Genomic DNA, 17,534 nt, shown 5'->3' on the forward strand with positions numbered 1-17,534 from the left:
TACAAAAAGCCCAAAACTCACACCGTTTTGGGCTTTTCTTATACAGCTGTCAACGCACATTGTAATTGGAAGTATGAATGCCTCTCTCTGTCAGCCAGTGATGAGTCTCACCTTTTATGACAAGAGGAGCCTTTTGCAAATCAGAAATCGTACTGGTGCCAAGCACAGTCATAATCATTTTTAATTCCTCTAGAATCAGCTGAATCTCTTCAAGCAGCCCTTCTTCGCCTTTTTCAGTCAGCGCTTTTAAGAAGTGCCCTGCCATTCCGGTACAGGAAGCCCCAAGAGCTATCGCCTTCGCGACATCAAGCGCATTTTGAAGGCCGCCGGACGCAATCGTTGTTTTACCGGGAAACTCAGAGCGGATTTCCGCCAGGCTCGCTGCTGTTGAAATCCCCCATGAGTTGAAAAAAGTGATCTTCCGCTGTCTTCTGAGATTTTCTATTTTCGAGAAATTTGTCCCTCCGTAACCGCCGATATCAACAGCTGCCGCACCAGCTTCATACAGCTTTCTTGCTGATTCTTTGCTCATTCCGAAGCCTACTTCTTTTATAATGACAGGCACTTTGACTTCGCTGCAGATCTGTTCAATACGGGAAAGAGCGCCGCTAAAGCTTCTGTCGCCTTCGGGCATGACAATTTCCTGAATCACATTCAGATGAATCTGAAGCGCATCCGCCTCAATCATTTCGACAGCTTCCTTCGCCTGACGAGCTGTCGCCTCACTGCCCAGATTGGCAAAAATCAGCCCATTTGGATTTTCCTTTCGGACGATTTCATACGAATAGCGTTCAGACGGGTCTTTTAACGCCGACATTTGTGAGCCGACAGCGAGAGGAATATCAGCTATACGAGCTGCTCTAGCAAGCGCCTTATTAATTTCATATGTAAGTTGTCCGCCGCCGCCAGTCATTGCATTGATAAAAATCGGCGAACTGCTTGAAAGTTCGCCGATTTTTGTGGAAATATCTACTTGTTCTAATGCAAGATCGGGCAGACTGACATGAACAAACGTAATATCATCAAGACCCGTCTCCCGCTTTTGGCCGGTAGACAGGGCATGATTGATGTGTTCTCTTTTCCGTTCTGCTCGAGTCACGTTTATCACCAATTATTTTAGTTTATTAAGCTTATCTCCGATCAGATCTCCAAGCTGGAAGCCAGTGCTTGTTTCTTCCTTCGCCTGATATTGGCGGTAATCCTCTTGATCGGCTTTAGGAGCTTCTTCAAGCTCACGCATGCTTAATGAAATGCGCTCTTCATTTTCATTCACATCAAGAACCTTCACTTTTACAGTCTGTCCTTCTTCAAGGACTTCATGCGGCGTGCCGATGTGTTTATTAGAAATTTGAGAAATATGAACGAGACCTTCTACGCCAGGAAGAATTTCAACAAACGCACCGAAGCTCACGAGGCGCTGAACCTTTCCTTCAAGCACATCACCCGGCTTGACTTTCTCGCCAATTTGGCTCCAAGGCCCAGGCAGAGTTTCTTTAATAGATAAAGAAATACGCTCATTATCCCGGTCAACCGATAATACTTTCACTTTCACTTCCTGTCCCTCTTCCACAACATCAGACGGCTTTTCAACGTGGGAGTGGGAAAGCTGTGAAATGTGCACAAGCCCGTCGATACCGCCGATATCAACAAACGCGCCAAAGTCAGTCAGGCGCTGCACTTTACCATCGAGCACACTTCCAACTTCTAGAGACTGAAGAAGGTCTTGTTTTTTATTCGCCTGCTCACTTTCAACAACCGCACGGTGTGAAAGGATGACGCGGTTTTTATCACGGTCAAGCTCTACTACGAGCAGAGACAGTGTTTTTCCTTTATAGTCGGTAAAATCTTCTACAAAATGCGCTTCTACAAGTGATGCCGGAATAAAGCCTCGAACGCCGATATCAACGACTAGACCGCCTTTTACGACATCTTTCACTTCAGCTTCAAACACTTCTTTTGTTTCAAATTTTTTCTCAAGGTCTTCCCAAGCGCGGTCTGCATCAACAGCACGTTTAGATAAAATCAAAGCATCGTCTTCCACTTTTGTTACTTTCAGGTCAAGCTCGTCGTCTACTTTTACGACATCCGATGCTTTCTCTACATGAAGACTTGATAATTCACTGATTGGAATAATACCGGACTGTTTGACATTGATAATTTCAACATCCACATGCTTGTCCTCTACCTTTGTCACAATCCCTTTTACTACATCTCCAACCTCTGGTACTTGAACATCAATTTGATTCATTTCCTCTGTCATTTGAATAACCTCCTTGGTCCAAACCTACACAGCTTAATTAAAAACGGTTTGAAAGCTGAACACGTATCATGCATGTCCGCTTTTAGCCGAATATGTATTAAAGAATCATCCAAAAAAGATTTTGAATGATCAATAAAAAGTTTTATTAGTATTAACTTCTAATAAAAGGACAGGTTTGTCAAGCAATAACATTCTTTCTTTGTTGAAAAATTCAAAAAAAGTGGCCTCCGCCGGTATCAGCGGGACTTTTGCTCCACTACATCAAGGATTTTTTCAGCAACTTCCTGAATGGAGAGAGAAGTCGTGTCGATTTCAAGCGCGTCATCTGCTTTTCGAAGCGGAGAAACTTCGCGCTCTGAATCGAGTTTATCTCTTCTTGCAATTTCCTCAATTAATGTTTCGTAGTTGGCATCGTAGCCTTTTTTTACATTTTCTTCATAACGGCGTTTCGCTCTCTCTTCAACAGATGCCAAAAGAAAGATCTTCACTTCGGCATTTGGAAGCACATGAGTTCCGATATCACGTCCGTCCATGACAACGCCGCCTTTTTCCCCGAGCTGCTGCTGGCGTTTCACCATTTCTTCCCTGACGCTTCTGTGCTTGGCAGCAATTGAGACTTGATTGCTGACCTCGTCTTTTCTGATGTCCTCAGTCACATCTGTGCCGTTGACAAGCACCTTTTGTCCTTCTTTTGTTGTAATCAGCTCAATATCGGTTTGCTTTAACAGCTCAGCCAATTTTGCTTCATCTGTCAAATCAACTTTTTCTTGTAAAGCCACATATGTAATGGCCCGATACATCGCTCCCGTATCAATATATATGTACGATTTTTTCTCAGCCACAATTTTGGCAACGGTGCTTTTCCCCGCAGCAGCCGGGCCGTCGATCGCAATCGATAATTTCTTTTCCATAATTCCTCTCCTTGCTCTTTTCTCCTCTATGGATTGTATCATGAACTTTATGAAAAAGGGTGAAAAATTCATGAATAATTAATGTTTGAAGGTTTCTACCCAATCATTAACTTCCATTTTATCCACCCCTTCATATTGAATCACTTTTGAGACATAAGGTTCAATATGCTGATAGTGAAAAAGAAACTGGATACCAATTAAAATCACTGCCTGAATGAACAATAATTTGAGCAGCAGCCGTTCAAAGGTCTTCATCGGCCCACCTCCATCACAAATAGTATGGAAGTGTTAGCCGATGTTTATTCCAATCGTCCCTTTCTTCTCTTGTTTAACTGGCTGCGAATGCAATACTGAAGAAGGAGCTGCTGATCACCGGCTGAAATCTCCGAATACTCCAAGGTCATTTTACGTTTGCCTGATTTTGAATCATTAAACACACGCCTGACAACCGCGTCAGCCTCTATTTGATGCGTTTTTTCCTCATCCTGAAGGCTGATGAACAGGCGCAGCGTATCCCCGTGCTGAAAAGAATAGCCATCTGTCACAATCAAAGCAATACCGCCGGCGCTGATATTGTACGAAAGTGTTTGAAACCCGTCTTTTTCATCTGCCGGCTCGACCAGCACATCCAATACCGCGTCAGTTCTTACATATTGCCGGCGCTGAATTCGCTTCATTTTTTCACGAGGAGGCACTTCAAGGCAGATCATTTGAAGCTTATCCTTCACTTTTCCCTTAATTCGGCTTGAGAAGCGGTAAGGCACTTCGTCTTTACCGACAAACTCTATCGTTACTTCAGTATCATGATGTAAAATCACGGTTCTTCCTGTGTTTACATCAACCGGATATGCGATCAGGAGCTCTCCGTTTTCTATACTCACGGCTTTGCTCTTTGCTATTTTTAAATCATTTTCTTCTATGTATTCTAAGTGTACAGTTTCCCCAATCTCTATCATTGACTTCACTCTTTCGCATTCAATATACTCACTTTTTTATTAAATCATGTAATGAAAAAAAGGAAAAGACTTTTAGTCCTTTCCTCCTAGTTTTTATAGGTCTTTATATATAGGTTCAGCATTTTTTAGTTTTTCAACTTTCTCTTCCGTTCCGTCATTAGCATTTATATACATTCTGAATGTATCATTTTCAATCGTACCAAGCATTTCATAGCATAATACTTCCTGTCCTAATTCATTTGTGATCACAGCAAGCCTTGTTTCTCTCACTTCTACACTTTTGTTTAATTTTGCTTTCGCATCTTGTTCAGAGATAGCCGGCTTTGGTATGTCTCTTTTTCTGTGGGATGTTAAGAAATCTCGTGCTGAAAAGCCGACAACCTCGCCGTCATCCAAGGCAACTTTCATACGGATGGCTTCTGGATACATCCGGACATTATTTTCTATTGGAACATATGAGAATACACCGATTTTATCGTATTGCGCACTTTCATCGATTTCCAGATCTTTTGTTTCATATCCGTTTTTCTTTAGAAAAGCAAGGGCTCGATTCGATCCGTCATTCAAGCTGATTTTCTGATCTTTCACTTCTCTGTTTTGGATTAAATAAACCGGGTGTCCGCCTTTTTTTGTAATATCCATATATATCGCTGCTTTATGATCAGGATCTTTCATACTGATACTGTAGACGTCACGGTTTGTTTTTTTTCCGCTCTTTATCACTTTGATTGCATAATTGTCATCAGGTGCAAAGCGTTGGGCAATTTGTTTGGCTTCCTGTGCAGAAATTTCTTTTCCCTTCAGATGGGCAAAACCCTTCTCCTCTTTTTTGGTGCTGGTGAAACTTGGCCCAAGATCTGTTCCTGAGGCGAAGGATCCGACATTTTTTTCAACCGTTTTAAAGCTGTTGATGATCGTGTTATCACTCTGTTTTTCATCAGAGGCCAGCGCCATCTCTACATCCATCCAGCGCAAGTTCTTGCTCATGACAAGGTGCTGAACGTGGCGCAGTTCATTTTGTATATCTTCTGATTGCTGATAAAGCTTATTTAACGAAGTATACTCTTTTTCGTCGAGCGGTTTTTGATCCAAATCTCTGATTGACGTTTTATAGCTGAAATCACCGATCTTGGATAACAGCTCTTCCGTTTTGTTAAACGGCATTAATGTAAGCGGCAGCTGACTGACACTGTTATGGGCTTCTGATGTAATTCTCCAAACATCTATCAATGCGGGGGACAGTGATTTTTTGCTGTTCATGGCAAGCGTTGCACCAATTTTATCATGCAGCTGGTCTACCTGATAGGTGAGCTCATGAAACGCCCGCTGATAGTTATTTTCAGCATGAAGAAGGACAGCGTCTTTTTCCTGGTGCTCTTTGTATCCCCAGTAACTAGTACCGACAATTGCAATACCGAGCACTGCGATTAAAATAGCTCTGATCATTTATCACACCTCATTTTTATGCTTTCTTATGTCCTGCTACTCACAGAAAATGTGTTTACCGATTCTCTTAATCTGCGGGCGCCCCCAAATCCACGCGCTGGTAGCTGTATCCGGATTAAAGTAATACAGCGCTTCCTCGGAAGGGTCCCAGCCATTAATGGCGTCTAATACTGCTTCTCTTGCTGTTTCGTTCGGCTGCATATAAATTTGTCCGTCAGCCACCGCTGTAAAGGCAAGCGGTTCAAAAATAACACCTGCTATTGAATTTGGAAATAACGGACTGTTTAAACGGTTCAAGATAACTGCTGCAATAGCAACCTGTCCCTCGTACGGCTCGCCACGCGCTTCCCCGTAAACCGCTTGAGAAAGCAGCCGAATATCATTATTGGAAAAACCGCCCGGCATGTTAGCTGCAACCGCATCCTGTTTTCTGGTTTTTGCAGGCGTGTTATTGTTTTGCTGTTTATTCGCTTGCGGCTGCTGTGTTATTTTTTCAGCAGGCTGTTTCTGGCGCGTCTCTGCTTGCTGCCTTGCTTTTTGAGTCGCTGTTTTTGACGGTTTCGTTTGGTATTTCAGCGGTATTTTTCCGTAATGCGTGAATTTATTTCCTTTTTGGAGCTGCTCCATGACATATTCACGGTAATATTTAGACTTAGATATCAAGGTCTGTTTGGTTTGGGCTCCGACCAGACCGTCTACCTCTTTTAAGCCGAATTGATCCTGAAAGTTCCGTACTGCCCAGTATGTCCCCCATCCATAAACCCCGTCAATTTTCCCATTATAATATCCGTTATATTGAAGACGCGCCTGCAGCTCGATCACATCGTCCCCTGTTGCCCCTCTTTGAATGACTTGATTAGAAAAGGCTGAAATTGTTTCAGTATTGATAAACGTCGTAATTATAAAGGAAAATAAGATGAGACATGCCATAATCGATCCTTTGGACTTCATCTTTTCAAGCCTCCTACAGCAAATTTTTGAGTGTAATCGTATTTTCTGTAACGAGGTTATTTTTATACACTCTTTCCTTCTTATCCCTCACAGCTTAAAAATTTCAGCAAATCAAAAAGCCGCACTATCGCTGTGCGGCTCTTCTATATCTGCATCATATTGACGGAACGGGCTTTTTTTGCTTTCCGCAAACCAAACCACCATAAAAATAACATAAATGGAAACATGTAATAGATCCAATTACTGAGGGCTGTCAGGATAAAGTCATACGACCCATGTAAAAGTGAAGGTACGGCCAACGAAAGGAAAAGCCATTTTACACGTGCTTTTTCAGCGGAAAAACGCGCTTTCCCTAGGTAAAACCCCATAATCACTCCAATTAAGGCATGGCATGAAACGGGCAGCAGCGCTCTGACAAACGCATGCTCCACGCCATGACCGATTAAATAAAGAATATTTTCGAGTGTCGCAAAACCGAGCGATACACTTGCGCCGTATACAATTCCGTCATAATGTTCATCAAAGTGGGCGTGCGGGTAAACACTGATCATTAAAATAAACCATTTTAATGATTCCTCCAAAAAGCCAGAAGACAAAAAAGAAACAAAAAAGCTTCCGCCTCCCACATTCTCTTTTTCAAGCACATACTGGATAAACATGGTGGGAAATACAAGAACAACCCCAAGAAAAAATGACCGAAGCACCATATGTACAGGTTCATTATCATACTGATCTTTTAAATAAAAATAACTTAACAGCGCGATGCCGGGAGCAATTCCTGCAGAGATGATTGCAAACATCAGGCAACCTCTTTCCTTTATATTCCTATGTCTATCCTACCATGTTGTGTATGAATTTACATCTGTCTGCCCTTAAAAAAACAAAAAGAGCATACGAATCCTTCATATGCTCTCCTCTTTTCACTTATCTTCTCTTTTTGCGATTTCATTTGCGATGTGGCCGCCGTGAAATCTTCCGTTTTCAATAAATATTTCATTTGCATTGTTTCCGGCAGCGATGACCCCTGCAATAAATACGCCTTCCACATTGGTTTCCATCGTTTCTTCATTAAAAAAAGGACGTCCTGATTCCTCATCGATTTTCACACCGATTTTTTTCAAAAATTGATGATCAGGGTGATAACCCGTCATGGCAAATACAAAGTCGTTTTTAATGGTAATCAGTTCCTGCTGGCTGGAGCGGAAAACGACTTTATCTTCAGTGATTTTTTCTACACAAGCGCCAAATTCCATTCGGATTGTACCGTTTCTTACTAAAGATTCGAATTCTGGCAGAATCCATGGCTTAATGCTAGAAGAATATTCATTGCCCCTGTATAAAACGGTGACACGCGCTCCTGATTTTACGAGTTCAAGCGCAGCATCTACACTTGAATTTTTCCCGCCGATAACGACGACGTCTTTATCGAAATACGGATGTCCTTCCTTAAAATAATGGAATACTTTCGGCAAATCCTCACCGGGTACGTTCATATAGTTTGGATGATCATAATAGCCTGTGGCAATAATGCAGTATGGTGTTGAATACGTCTCTTTTGACGTTTCGATAACAAATGAATTGTTTTCTGCTTTTGTCACTTTTTGCACCATTTCAAATGCATTCACACGGATCTTTTTCCGCTTCACGACTTCCCTGTAGTACGACAAAGCCTGAATTCTGACAGGCTTTCTGTTTTCGGTAATAAATGCCACGTCACCGATTTCAAGCTTTTCACTTGAGCTGAAAAAGGTTTGATGCGTCGGATAATTGTAAATACTGTTAACGACATTGCCTTTTTCAATGACGAGGGCATCAATGCCAATTTGTTTTAGGTGAATGGCCGCAGATAACCCGCAAGGACCTCCGCCAATAATTATTGCTTTTTCTTCAATCATTTCCGTCAACTCCTGCGATTGGCATTCGATTCACATTTTTCTATTTCCAAATAAAAAAATCTCCTATTTTATCATAGGAGATTTTTATTTTTTATGCAAATCATCAACTTATATCCAGCCTCTAAAGCGCGAAGCCTCCGCCATTTTACGCACGCCTACCATATAAGCGGCAAGTCTCATGTCGATTCTTCGGTTGTTGGCCATTTCATAAATATTGTTGAATGATTTTACCATCATTTTTTCTAATTTCTCTTCTACTTCTTCCTCGCCCCAGTAGAAGCCTTGGTTATTCTGAACCCATTCAAAATAAGAAACCGTTACGCCTCCCGCGCTTGCCAGTACATCCGGAACAAGCAGAATGTCACGGTCTGAAAGAATTTTTGTTCCTTCAAGCGTAGTTGGGCCGTTTGCTGCTTCAACAACGATTTTCGCCTGAATGTTATGGGCATTTTCTTCTGTAATTTGGTTTTCAATCGCGGCAGGAACTAAAATATCACAATCCAGTTCCAGCAGCTCTTGGTTCGTAATGGTATCGTTGAAAAGCTTTGTCACTGTGCCAAAACTGTCGCGGCGGTCGAGTAAATAATCAATATCCAGGCCTTCAGGGTCATACAGTCCGCCGTATGCATCGGATATGCCGACAACCTTTGCCCCTGCATCATGCATAAATTTTGCCAAATAGCTTCCGGCGTTTCCGAAGCCTTGAACGACAACTCGCGCACCTTTAATATCGATGCCTTTTTTCTTCGCCGCTTCTTTTATGCAGATGGTTACACCTTTTGCTGTCGCTGATTCTCTCCCGTGAGATCCGCCAAGCACAAGCGGTTTGCCTGTAATGAACCCAGGCGAATTAAATTCATCAATTCTTGAATACTCATCCATCATCCAAGCCATGATTTGTGAGTTTGTAAATACATCCGGTGCCGGCACGTCTTTCGTCGGACCGACAATTTGGCTGATAGCTCTGACATAACCCCTGCTTAGACGCTCCAGCTCTCTAAACGACATATCCCTTGGATCACAAACAATTCCGCCTTTACCACCGCCATATGGAAGATCAATGATACCGCATTTTAAACTCATCCAAATGGAAAGTGCCTTCACCTCTTTTTCAGTTACGTTCGGGTGAAAACGTATCCCGCCTTTTGTCGGACCGACAGAGTCATTGTGCTGGGCACGATAACCCGTAAAAATCTTGACTGAACCGTCGTCCATACGAACTGGTATTTTTACCGTTAATAATCTCATCGGCTCTTTTAACAGTTCGTATACTTCTTCAGGATATCCCAATTTTTCCAGAGCCTTATGTATTACGGTTTGGGTTGATTTTAATACATCAAGTTTGTCCTCTTCTGTATGACCGGTGTTTCGATCGGCTGCCATTTGAGTTAACCTCCTAGAATCTTCTGTTTCTCACATGCTCCCTTTCAGAGAATAGTATACACCTTCATATGATCTATGCATAGGATAAACGTTATGTTTTTCCATGTTTTTTAACAAAAAAAACCGCTGTAAAAAACAGCAGTTTTTCTCCCATTCTTATGAAAAATGAGTTTGGATTGTCTCTACAGCATTTCCGTCCATAATGAGCTTACCATACTCTTGTAAGCGATAAATCGTTAATGTTGTCGGACTGCCGTATTCAGCCAAGACCGCCACAACACCCTCGGCAGTCTGTGATCCCAAGTCTTCAAGGCTCAGAAAGTACTGTCCTTCATAGTGGTAGACAGTTCCTCCTGTAATACCGATCCGCTGTAAGCTTTCAGAAAGCTGAATGATATCTTCAAAGGAATGGAATTGATATATGATGTCCGCGCTTTCGTCAAGCTTGACTTGCATTTCGATGTAATCATCATCATACTCATCTTCTTCTGAATCCGCTTCTTGGTTCTTTGTTACGATCACAACCATCCCTTGTGCTTGGAGAGAATACACTTCCACTGCAATCGGTCCATTCGCTTCAAAGCCGAGCTCTGTATTTGCTTCATTCATCATATCTTTAAATAACTGGTGGACTTTAAATGAGTCCTTCCAGAGGTCTTCTTTTGTTAATCCACGATCAGTTAAATCATCGAGGGTCAAGAAGATTTTGATCTTATTATAATTCAGACGCTCAAGCCGCATAACGTTCCCTCCTGCCTCTACTTGCACACAAATCATATAACACATTATATGAGATGATGAGTCATAGGTTCTTAATTGTTATCAGTTTACACTGAGTTCACTAGTAAGACAAGCACAATGCAGTTTTTTATTGACACACTCTTTAGGGAAGTCATTCAGGTGCTGCAAGTGTCACGATGTGTGCCTCAGGCTCCGCCCCTAAACGAAGGGGCACTTTTGTTGTGCCGTACCCATTGCTGATGAGGTACGCAGCATTTTTAACAAAACCGGTTGTACCAAGCTCATAAGGGCCAAATTTCCCAAATCGAATCTGCCCGCCATGGGTATGCCCGCTGAATATCACATCAATACCGTCAGTTTCATTGATTTGTTGATGGATCTCAGGATTATGGCAAACCAGAACGTTCACCTGGTTCCCGTCAATTTCTTTAATCGCTTCTTCATAATCATCCATCTCCATCCTGATGTCATCCACTCCGGCTATGGTGATGGTATGTCCGTTATACGCAAAAGGAACCGATTCATTTCGCAGCGTAATAATACGGTGCGTTTTAAATATAGCATACAGTTTCCGCTGACTGATTTCATAATCATTGTTTCCCCAGACAAACATGACAGGGACTCCCAAACCCGCAAGCCTTCTGACGTTTTCCTCAATTCTCGAGCAGGACACCCCGCCCTCAGCTAAATCACCCCCGATTATAACCAGATCCGGCTGATGGCCCTGCGCTTCCTCTAAAAGACCGTGATCAACAATACGTTTATGAATGTCAGATATAAAAAAGATCGTAAGAGGCGGCTTCCCCTTCATTTTTGATAACGTAAATGTATGGATTTTTAGGTGATTGCCTTTTGCCACTGAATACATTTTTGCCGTCATTGCCGCTGCTGCAATAGCCAATGCACCGGCAATTTTCATTGATCGCTTCATTAAAAACTCTCCATTCTTTTAGAACTTATCAATAAGACGGACAATAAAAAAAAGACGTTTCTATCGTTTGAGAAAACGCCCCATTTTATTTACTTTCAAAATATAGATTAATATCGTATTGGTGCTTCATCAATTGAAAAACAGATTCTCTCGCCTTCCATTTATCAGGCTGCGGCCAAAGATCAGTGCTTTTCTGAATAATTTCACATCTCAGTTTATGGAAATCACCCTCGGCTTTTTCTTCTTTTTTCTTAAAATAATATGAAGTGCAGTATGCAAAAGCAGTTGCCATCATCCAAAATAAATAAAAGGTATGGCTGAGCATTTCTTGAAGAATGAGCTGAGGCGCCGGACTTTTGATCATCATTAAAAGACATAATAAGCCCAGGCAAATGAGTGAGGTCCACCGCCACCTGCGGCATTGCGCAGCATAGTTTTCGTATTTTTGTTTTCGTTTCACCAACGCCTGTAGCATCTGTTTGGTCGGCGCGTCCGTAAATCGGTCCAGCTGGTTCCATAAGGATTCCATACGCTTCACACCTTGTCCCTTTTCATTGCTACAATATATGAGCCTGCGATCAAAAAGATGCCCGCTAATAAGTCAAAGGGATGTCCAAAATTTGCCCGGTATAAACGTCATTTCCGTTCAAATGGTTATAGGCACGGATCTTTTCTTCTCCTGATCTGCTTTTATAATATTTCATGGAAATGCGGTACAGCGTTTCTTTCTTTTGAACGGTGTGCTGAACGATACGTTTCGCCTCCGTATCTTGAACTGGTTCAGACTGCTGCTGTACCTGTTCCTGCTCTTTTTGGACTGTTTTTTCCGGGGAAGGGGAAGCAGCCGCGCTTTTTGCTTCCTGTTTGTTTGCTGTGTCCTCTTTTTCCGCTCCAGCAGGCTGCTTCTTATCAGTTGTTGCTTCTGTTTGTTTCTCTGTCTTTTTGCCTTCAGATTTTTTTTTTGACTCTTCGCGCAGAACTGTCTCTGCCGTTTCTTTTTTGGCCTCTGGTTTTTGGACCACCTCGTATTTACTCTGGCTGCTGTTTATAAAAACATCTTCATAATCATCGGGATTTTCCGGATGGCTTTTCATTAGATAAAATAAGGTGACAAAGACGATAACCGGCACAAATACAAACAGTACTGTGAGAGTGGTAAATAACGGCGTTCTTGTTTTGCCTTGCTTTTTTTTCTTCTCTCTTTGATTTTTTACAGATTGTCTTGTCGGAAGGCTTTCTTCATCATCTTCGAAAAGGTCGTCCGCCAATGAGGTTTTATGGTCTTCATAAAGATTCTGGGCTTTTCTTCTCTCTACTCTAGACATGTTCGTCATGTGTATCCCTCCTAACATGTTCAAAACGAATCTGACAGGCAAACACGGCATCAATAATAAAATGCGCCGTTACCGGAACAAATAGATTGCCGGTCCATTCATAAATCAGTCCAAGCAAAAAGCTGATTGCCGTCACCATGATAAATAGCAGCCATTTTGTCAAATACCGAAAATGAAGAACAGCAAATACAAGACTGGCCGCCCATAAACCAATATGGGTCTGCAGCACTCCCCTGAATAACATTTCTTCAGCAAAAGAAATCAGAAGCGTTAAAAATATAATATGAGGGATTGGCCTTTTACTGAATAACTTTTTATTGATTCCGCCGTCATCATATAAATGAGGCGGACACCATTTCATGATTGCCATGTCGGCTAAAATGACAATAACCGCCAAAGAAACACCATACCAAATGATTCTTGTATCTCTAATATGCCAGAGGCTGAAAAAATCACTTATATCCTGAAAAAAGAACAAAACGGCAGCAGCGGACACCATGATGATCAGAAGCTGTGTCATGTATAGCTGCTTCAGTATATCACGGTCAGACAGATGCTGGATCAAATCCTTTTGCTGTTTCAGTTCGGCTCACCTACAGTCTCTAGACTGAATATACGGTGCAATTCCGATCTCCAGCCGTCTAATGGCGCTTTTTGGACGCGCTCCTCTTTTTGTTCATACAGCGAAAGATCAAAACCGCAATGTGAACAGCATGGCATGCTTCCTTTATCGGGCTCGTATGTTTCATCAAAATAGGCTAACAGCGATTGTCTTAAACAGCCATCGCGATGAAGTAAAGCTGCCACGTGACGCATTTTTTCAAGTTTCAGCTCCATGCGATACGTGATTTCCCGCTTGATCAGTTCAATTGATGTTTTCCCCTGCATAAAGAGATGGATGATCATTCGCGACTGCGTCTCTGTGATACCATATTGCATGAATAATTCGCGCAGTTTTCTTTCGTCCCGTTCTTCCGTTTCTTCCAGCACGCGAATAACATTGGCAATTTCTCCATCCGCAAGGCTCTCCATTTGGATAATCTGCTCCTGCAATTCGAAATCTCCAGGCGCTCTGAGCAAAATGCTGACACTCGGTTTTCCGTCACGCCCTGCTCTGCCGATTTCCTGCATAAAAGCTTCAGCCGTCTGCGGGAGATAAAAATGGATGACATATTTGATATCAGATTTATCAACACCCATGCCGAACGCATTTGTACAGCAAATGACATCAAGCTGATTATTGATAAATTGCTGCTGAATTAACATTCTGTCACCAGAATCCATGCCGCCATGGTAATAATCAACCCTGCTGCTTGTTTTATTTTTAATTTCCTCCGCTAATTCCTCTGCCCATTTCCTTGTCGGACAATAGACAATTCCCGGTCCTTGCAGGTTTTCAACCAGCTGAATGACCCTATCTATTTTTTCGGCAGTATCCGCGGTATTTTCAACTTTGAGCGCAATATTCGGCCGGTTAACTGAGTTAAGATGCTGTTCGGCATGCTGCAGATCAAGCAAATTCATGACATCATGCAGCGTATCCTTCGTCGCCGTAGCCGTCAGAGCAAGCACCGGCGGATGCCCTAGTTTTTTTCTCAGCTGTCCAAGCTTTGAATAATCAGGCCTAAAATCATGTCCCCATTCCGATATACAATGCGCTTCATCAATAACAAAAAGACTGATCGGAACGCTCTTTAATTTTTCCAGGACATATGACGACTGCAATGCTTCGGGCGACAGATACAAAAATTTGTAGCGGTGGATATGCTCCAAAACGAAATGTCTTTCCTGCCTGCCGAGCATGCTATTCAATGCGGCAGCTCGTTTTTCTCCCCGCGCTTTCAGCTGCTGCACCTGGTCCTCCATTAAAGAAAGCAAAGGAGAAACGATTAATATCATACCGTCAAGCATATAACCGGGCAACTGGTAGCAAAGAGACTTTCCTCCCCCTGTCGGAAGCATTGCAATGGTATCCTTTCCGCTGAGTACGCTTCTGATGATGTCCTCCTGCCCTTTTTTAAAGGAATGAAAACCAAAAAACTGATATAACGCTTGCTGTAATTTAGTCATACTGTTTCACCTGCTTTGCCAATGCCAGCCTGATTTGAAAGTAGCTGAACCGCTGCTCTAGGCCTTCTCGAATTTGTTTGATCTTGTTTGTCCGCATGCGTTTGGCGAACTCAGCAATTTGGAGCTGATCTTCAGCCGAAATATATCCATCAATCACAAAAGCCGGCTCATGAAGAGAAATTTCGACGATATGGTCTTCAATTGTGGCGGTTTTCAGCTTTCTGATTTCAGCAATTCGCTGAATCGGAATCCCTTGTCTGACCATCTGCCATGTTTTTCTCGTAGACTCAGTCAGTGCGTTCTCCAAATGCACATCAGAAAGAAGATCCTTTAATATAGAATCTTCACATTGCGGCAAGGAATGAATAAAATAATGTACCGCAGCCCAAAACAAGACATAAACGTACCACTCGTCTTCTTTCAGATTGTCAGCAAGCTGCCTGCTCGTATAACCGATCCTATTATATGAAGTTAATGAGTAGACAAAGATAAGAGCTGCTTTCTCGTCAAGCTTTTGCAAATGATTCTCCAGCATATCCTGCAAGCCTCTTGCCAGTTTTTCATGATCCTTTTGCTTGTGCATGTATCGCTTGACCCAGTGAAGCGTCTTATAATCTTTTGTGACGGGAATATACTGTCTGCTGCTGTGCTGCTTATTTGACAATACCTGTACGAGAAGGGAAAGTCTTTTCCAAAGCACGCTTGCGGCCTGCTGAAAATAAGCGCCGTGGCAATGGGCTGGCCAAGGCCGTTCACTCAGCGCCTGCCTCAACATGCTTTCGCCTCTAATAGTCACTCTGTATGTATCTGTTTCTGACATCGGTTCCAGAAATGACTGCTGTTCAAGCTTGCGAAGTGAGGCTGAAATGTCGCTTCTTGAACATTGCGGAGCCATTCCAAAATATCTTGCAGTCTGAAATAAGCCAGCATCTTGAATGGTTTGTGACGATCTTTTTCCTTTGAATAAGTGAAAAACGGCACTTCCTGTCCGTTCCCCGTTTATTTTAGAAAGGCAATCGAGAACCATGATATCAAAGTAATTTAATGACAACCTATCCACCCACATTCTTCCTGACAAAAATCGCTGGTTTGTTCTTTTTATTTTAACAGATTTTAAACAGAAATCGACGTTTAAAGTCATCATTAGGGGGGATGTTATGTAGATAACCCCTTATGTGATAAGCATTCTCAATCATTTTTCTGTTGAAATGTGGCATCAACATCATTACAATAAGTAAGAGGAATAGGTGTTAAATTGATTAAATATAAAGATTGATCCATTTGTTCCACCAAGAACAATCTGGGAGGTTTTATTCATGGCAAAGTACACAATCGTAGACAAAGATACATGCATTGCATGCGGCGCTTGCGGAGCGGCTGCACCAGACATTTACGATTACGATGATGAAGGCATCGCGTTCGTAACGCTTGACGAAAACAAAGGCGTTGTCGAAGTTCCTGAAGTACTGGAAGAAGATATGATTGACGCATTTGAAGGATGCCCTACTGATTCCATCAAAGTGGCGGATGAGCCGTTTGAGGGCGACCCGCTTAAATTTGAATAGAAGTAATCGAAAAAGCTCCCCTGCGGGAGCTTTTTTTATTTAATGAATATGCGCGCTTCTTTGCTGTTCAATCCACGGTTTAAGCTTGATAAAGATAAGTGTGAACACAATCGTAATGACAATGCCTTTTATGACGTTAAATGGCAGGATACCAGCGACTACCGCTGTTTTCAGCGCACTGTCGGATAATGCCGGGGAGTGTAAAAACCATGTGTAGGCCGGAAGAATCAGAACATAATTCAGAATGCTCATCAGCACCGTCATAGCTGCAGTTCCAAGCAGAAGACTTACTGCCAGGCCTTTTGCTGAGTTCAGCTTTTTAAATAAGAAAGCAGTCGGCAAAATAAAGAGTGTTCCGGCAATGAAATTTGCAATTTGTCCTACAGGCACTCCAGCCATGCTCCCCTGAATGATATATTGAAGAACGTTTTTTATCGCTTCAACGGCAATACCCGCTAAAGGTCCGTATATAAGAATCGCAATAATGGCAGGGACATCACTGAAATCAATTTTTAAATAATCAGGAAGCCCCGGAAACGGAAAATTTAACAGCATCAAAACAAATGCGATGCTGCTCAGCATGCTGATCACGACTAATTTTTTTACTTTCAATTTGCTCTCTCCTTTTCGATCACATCTTACTCGAAAAGCGGAAAGGTTCTTTTTCCAGCCAATAAAAAAACCGCTCTATGATATAAAAGCGGGGTTTCAAAAATTTGGCTTGGTAAAGAAACGTTTGAAAACCTTTCTTTCAAAACGCTGCTGAACCTCCATCTTCTCCCATCCAGACTATACTGTCGGCTTCGGAATCGCACCGAATCCTGCTGTCAAAAACAGCTCGCGGGCTTAGAGCCATTGCTCATCACCGCCGGTAGGGAATTTCACCCTGCCCCGAAGATTGATCATATGAATTTGGTTCCATTATAAACGATAAACGGTTGGTTGTATAGATAATTGCTTCAAATTAAATATAACGCCAAAAGTCTCTAAAACTGGTCAATTCCTCACTTTCCTTTTATCCTTTACTGCGTCAATACACATTGACACTCTATTGAGAATATGTTAAATTATCAGATATTTAGTTTGTCAAT

The 17,534-nt window shown here is 42.2% G+C and carries 19 protein-coding genes and 1 riboswitch; of the genes, 1 reads left to right on the forward strand and 18 read right to left on the reverse strand.

Features of this window, described 5'->3' with window-relative positions:
* Positions 1–49: 49 nt before the first annotated feature.
* The 17 genes from fni to NYE43_RS11495 all read right to left on the reverse strand — a co-directional run bounded on the left by fni (position 50) and on the right by NYE43_RS11495 (position 15,929).
* Positions 50–1,099 carry a type 2 isopentenyl-diphosphate Delta-isomerase gene (gene fni, locus NYE43_RS11415; RefSeq protein WP_268496607.1) on the reverse strand — a complete coding sequence of 350 codons (1,050 nt, stop codon included), beginning with the start codon at positions 1,097–1,099 and terminating at the stop codon, positions 50–52.
* A 12-nt stretch (positions 1,100–1,111) separates the two neighbouring features.
* Complete coding sequence (rpsA, locus tag NYE43_RS11420; protein WP_024121879.1) at positions 1,112–2,260, reverse strand: 30S ribosomal protein S1; 1,149 nt, start codon at positions 2,258–2,260, stop codon at positions 1,112–1,114.
* A gap of 236 nt (positions 2,261–2,496) precedes the next feature.
* Positions 2,497–3,171 (reverse strand): (d)CMP kinase, encoded by a 675-nt coding sequence (gene cmk / locus NYE43_RS11425; RefSeq protein WP_044155003.1) that lies wholly within the window; start codon positions 3,169–3,171, stop codon positions 2,497–2,499.
* A 78-nt stretch (positions 3,172–3,249) separates the two neighbouring features.
* Positions 3,250–3,426: a YpfB family protein gene (locus NYE43_RS11430; protein ID WP_095713192.1), complete on the reverse strand. Its 177-nt coding sequence runs from the start codon at positions 3,424–3,426 to the stop codon at positions 3,250–3,252.
* 44 nt (positions 3,427–3,470) lie between these two features.
* Positions 3,471–4,127 carry a flagellar brake protein gene (locus NYE43_RS11435; protein WP_339233236.1) on the reverse strand — a complete coding sequence of 219 codons (657 nt, stop codon included), beginning with the start codon at positions 4,125–4,127 and terminating at the stop codon, positions 3,471–3,473.
* 93 nt (positions 4,128–4,220) lie between these two features.
* Positions 4,221–5,573, reverse strand: a complete 1,353-nt coding sequence (ypeB, locus tag NYE43_RS11440; RefSeq protein WP_024121883.1) for a germination protein YpeB — start codon at positions 5,571–5,573, stop codon at positions 4,221–4,223.
* 36 nt (positions 5,574–5,609) lie between these two features.
* The gene (gene sleB / locus NYE43_RS11445) at positions 5,610–6,524 is read right to left on the reverse strand and encodes a spore cortex-lytic enzyme (protein ID WP_024121884.1); all 915 of its coding nucleotides are present in this window, start codon (positions 6,522–6,524) and stop codon (positions 5,610–5,612) included.
* A gap of 143 nt (positions 6,525–6,667) precedes the next feature.
* Complete coding sequence (gene prsW, locus NYE43_RS11450; protein ID WP_024121885.1) at positions 6,668–7,324, reverse strand: glutamic-type intramembrane protease PrsW; 657 nt, start codon at positions 7,322–7,324, stop codon at positions 6,668–6,670.
* 120 nt (positions 7,325–7,444) lie between these two features.
* Positions 7,445–8,419: a YpdA family putative bacillithiol disulfide reductase gene (locus NYE43_RS11455; protein ID WP_341061947.1), complete on the reverse strand. Its 975-nt coding sequence runs from the start codon at positions 8,417–8,419 to the stop codon at positions 7,445–7,447.
* A 108-nt stretch (positions 8,420–8,527) separates the two neighbouring features.
* Positions 8,528–9,802: an NAD-specific glutamate dehydrogenase gene (gene gudB / locus NYE43_RS11460; protein WP_044154979.1), complete on the reverse strand. Its 1,275-nt coding sequence runs from the start codon at positions 9,800–9,802 to the stop codon at positions 8,528–8,530.
* Positions 9,803–9,958: 156 nt separating this feature from the next.
* Entirely contained in the window at positions 9,959–10,543 is a 585-nt protein-coding gene (locus NYE43_RS11465; protein ID WP_101864457.1) for a genetic competence negative regulator, read from the reverse strand.
* 151 nt (positions 10,544–10,694) lie between these two features.
* Positions 10,695–11,474 carry a metallophosphoesterase gene (locus NYE43_RS11470; RefSeq protein ID WP_151175112.1) on the reverse strand — a complete coding sequence of 260 codons (780 nt, stop codon included), beginning with the start codon at positions 11,472–11,474 and terminating at the stop codon, positions 10,695–10,697.
* Positions 11,475–11,559: 85 nt separating this feature from the next.
* Positions 11,560–12,003 carry a YpbF family protein gene (locus tag NYE43_RS11475; protein ID WP_024121889.1) on the reverse strand — a complete coding sequence of 148 codons (444 nt, stop codon included), beginning with the start codon at positions 12,001–12,003 and terminating at the stop codon, positions 11,560–11,562.
* A gap of 64 nt (positions 12,004–12,067) precedes the next feature.
* Entirely contained in the window at positions 12,068–12,808 is a 741-nt protein-coding gene (locus tag NYE43_RS11480) for a LysM peptidoglycan-binding domain-containing protein (RefSeq protein WP_341061954.1), read from the reverse strand.
* On the reverse strand, positions 12,792–13,373 hold the full coding sequence (locus tag NYE43_RS11485; RefSeq protein ID WP_283912421.1) for a CPBP family intramembrane glutamic endopeptidase: 582 nt from the start codon (positions 13,371–13,373) through the stop codon (positions 12,792–12,794). Before NYE43_RS11485 ends, NYE43_RS11480 begins: the two co-directional genes overlap by 17 nt.
* Before the next feature lie 14 nt (positions 13,374–13,387).
* Positions 13,388–14,878, reverse strand: a complete 1,491-nt coding sequence (locus NYE43_RS11490) for a RecQ family ATP-dependent DNA helicase (protein WP_341061959.1) — start codon at positions 14,876–14,878, stop codon at positions 13,388–13,390.
* On the reverse strand, positions 14,871–15,929 hold the full coding sequence (locus tag NYE43_RS11495; RefSeq protein ID WP_024121893.1) for a helix-turn-helix domain-containing protein: 1,059 nt from the start codon (positions 15,927–15,929) through the stop codon (positions 14,871–14,873). Before NYE43_RS11495 ends, NYE43_RS11490 begins: the two co-directional genes overlap by 8 nt.
* Positions 15,930–16,194: 265 nt before the next feature.
* Here NYE43_RS11495 and NYE43_RS11500 point away from each other — a divergent pair, with 265 nt between their 5' ends.
* Positions 16,195–16,443, forward strand: coding sequence for a ferredoxin (locus tag NYE43_RS11500; protein ID WP_003225461.1), 249 nt, complete (start codon positions 16,195–16,197; stop codon positions 16,441–16,443).
* A gap of 39 nt (positions 16,444–16,482) precedes the next feature.
* Here NYE43_RS11500 and fmnP read toward each other — a convergent pair whose 3' ends face one another.
* The gene (gene fmnP / locus NYE43_RS11505) at positions 16,483–17,055 is read right to left on the reverse strand and encodes a riboflavin transporter FmnP (protein WP_024121894.1); all 573 of its coding nucleotides are present in this window, start codon (positions 17,053–17,055) and stop codon (positions 16,483–16,485) included.
* A gap of 156 nt (positions 17,056–17,211) precedes the next feature.
* A riboswitch (FMN riboswitch) is annotated at positions 17,212–17,346 on the reverse strand.
* Positions 17,347–17,534 lie beyond the last annotated feature (188 nt).

Source organism: Bacillus sp. FSL R5-0434, assembly GCF_038004745.1.
Classification (GTDB): domain Bacteria; phylum Bacillota; class Bacilli; order Bacillales; family Bacillaceae; genus Bacillus; species Bacillus halotolerans.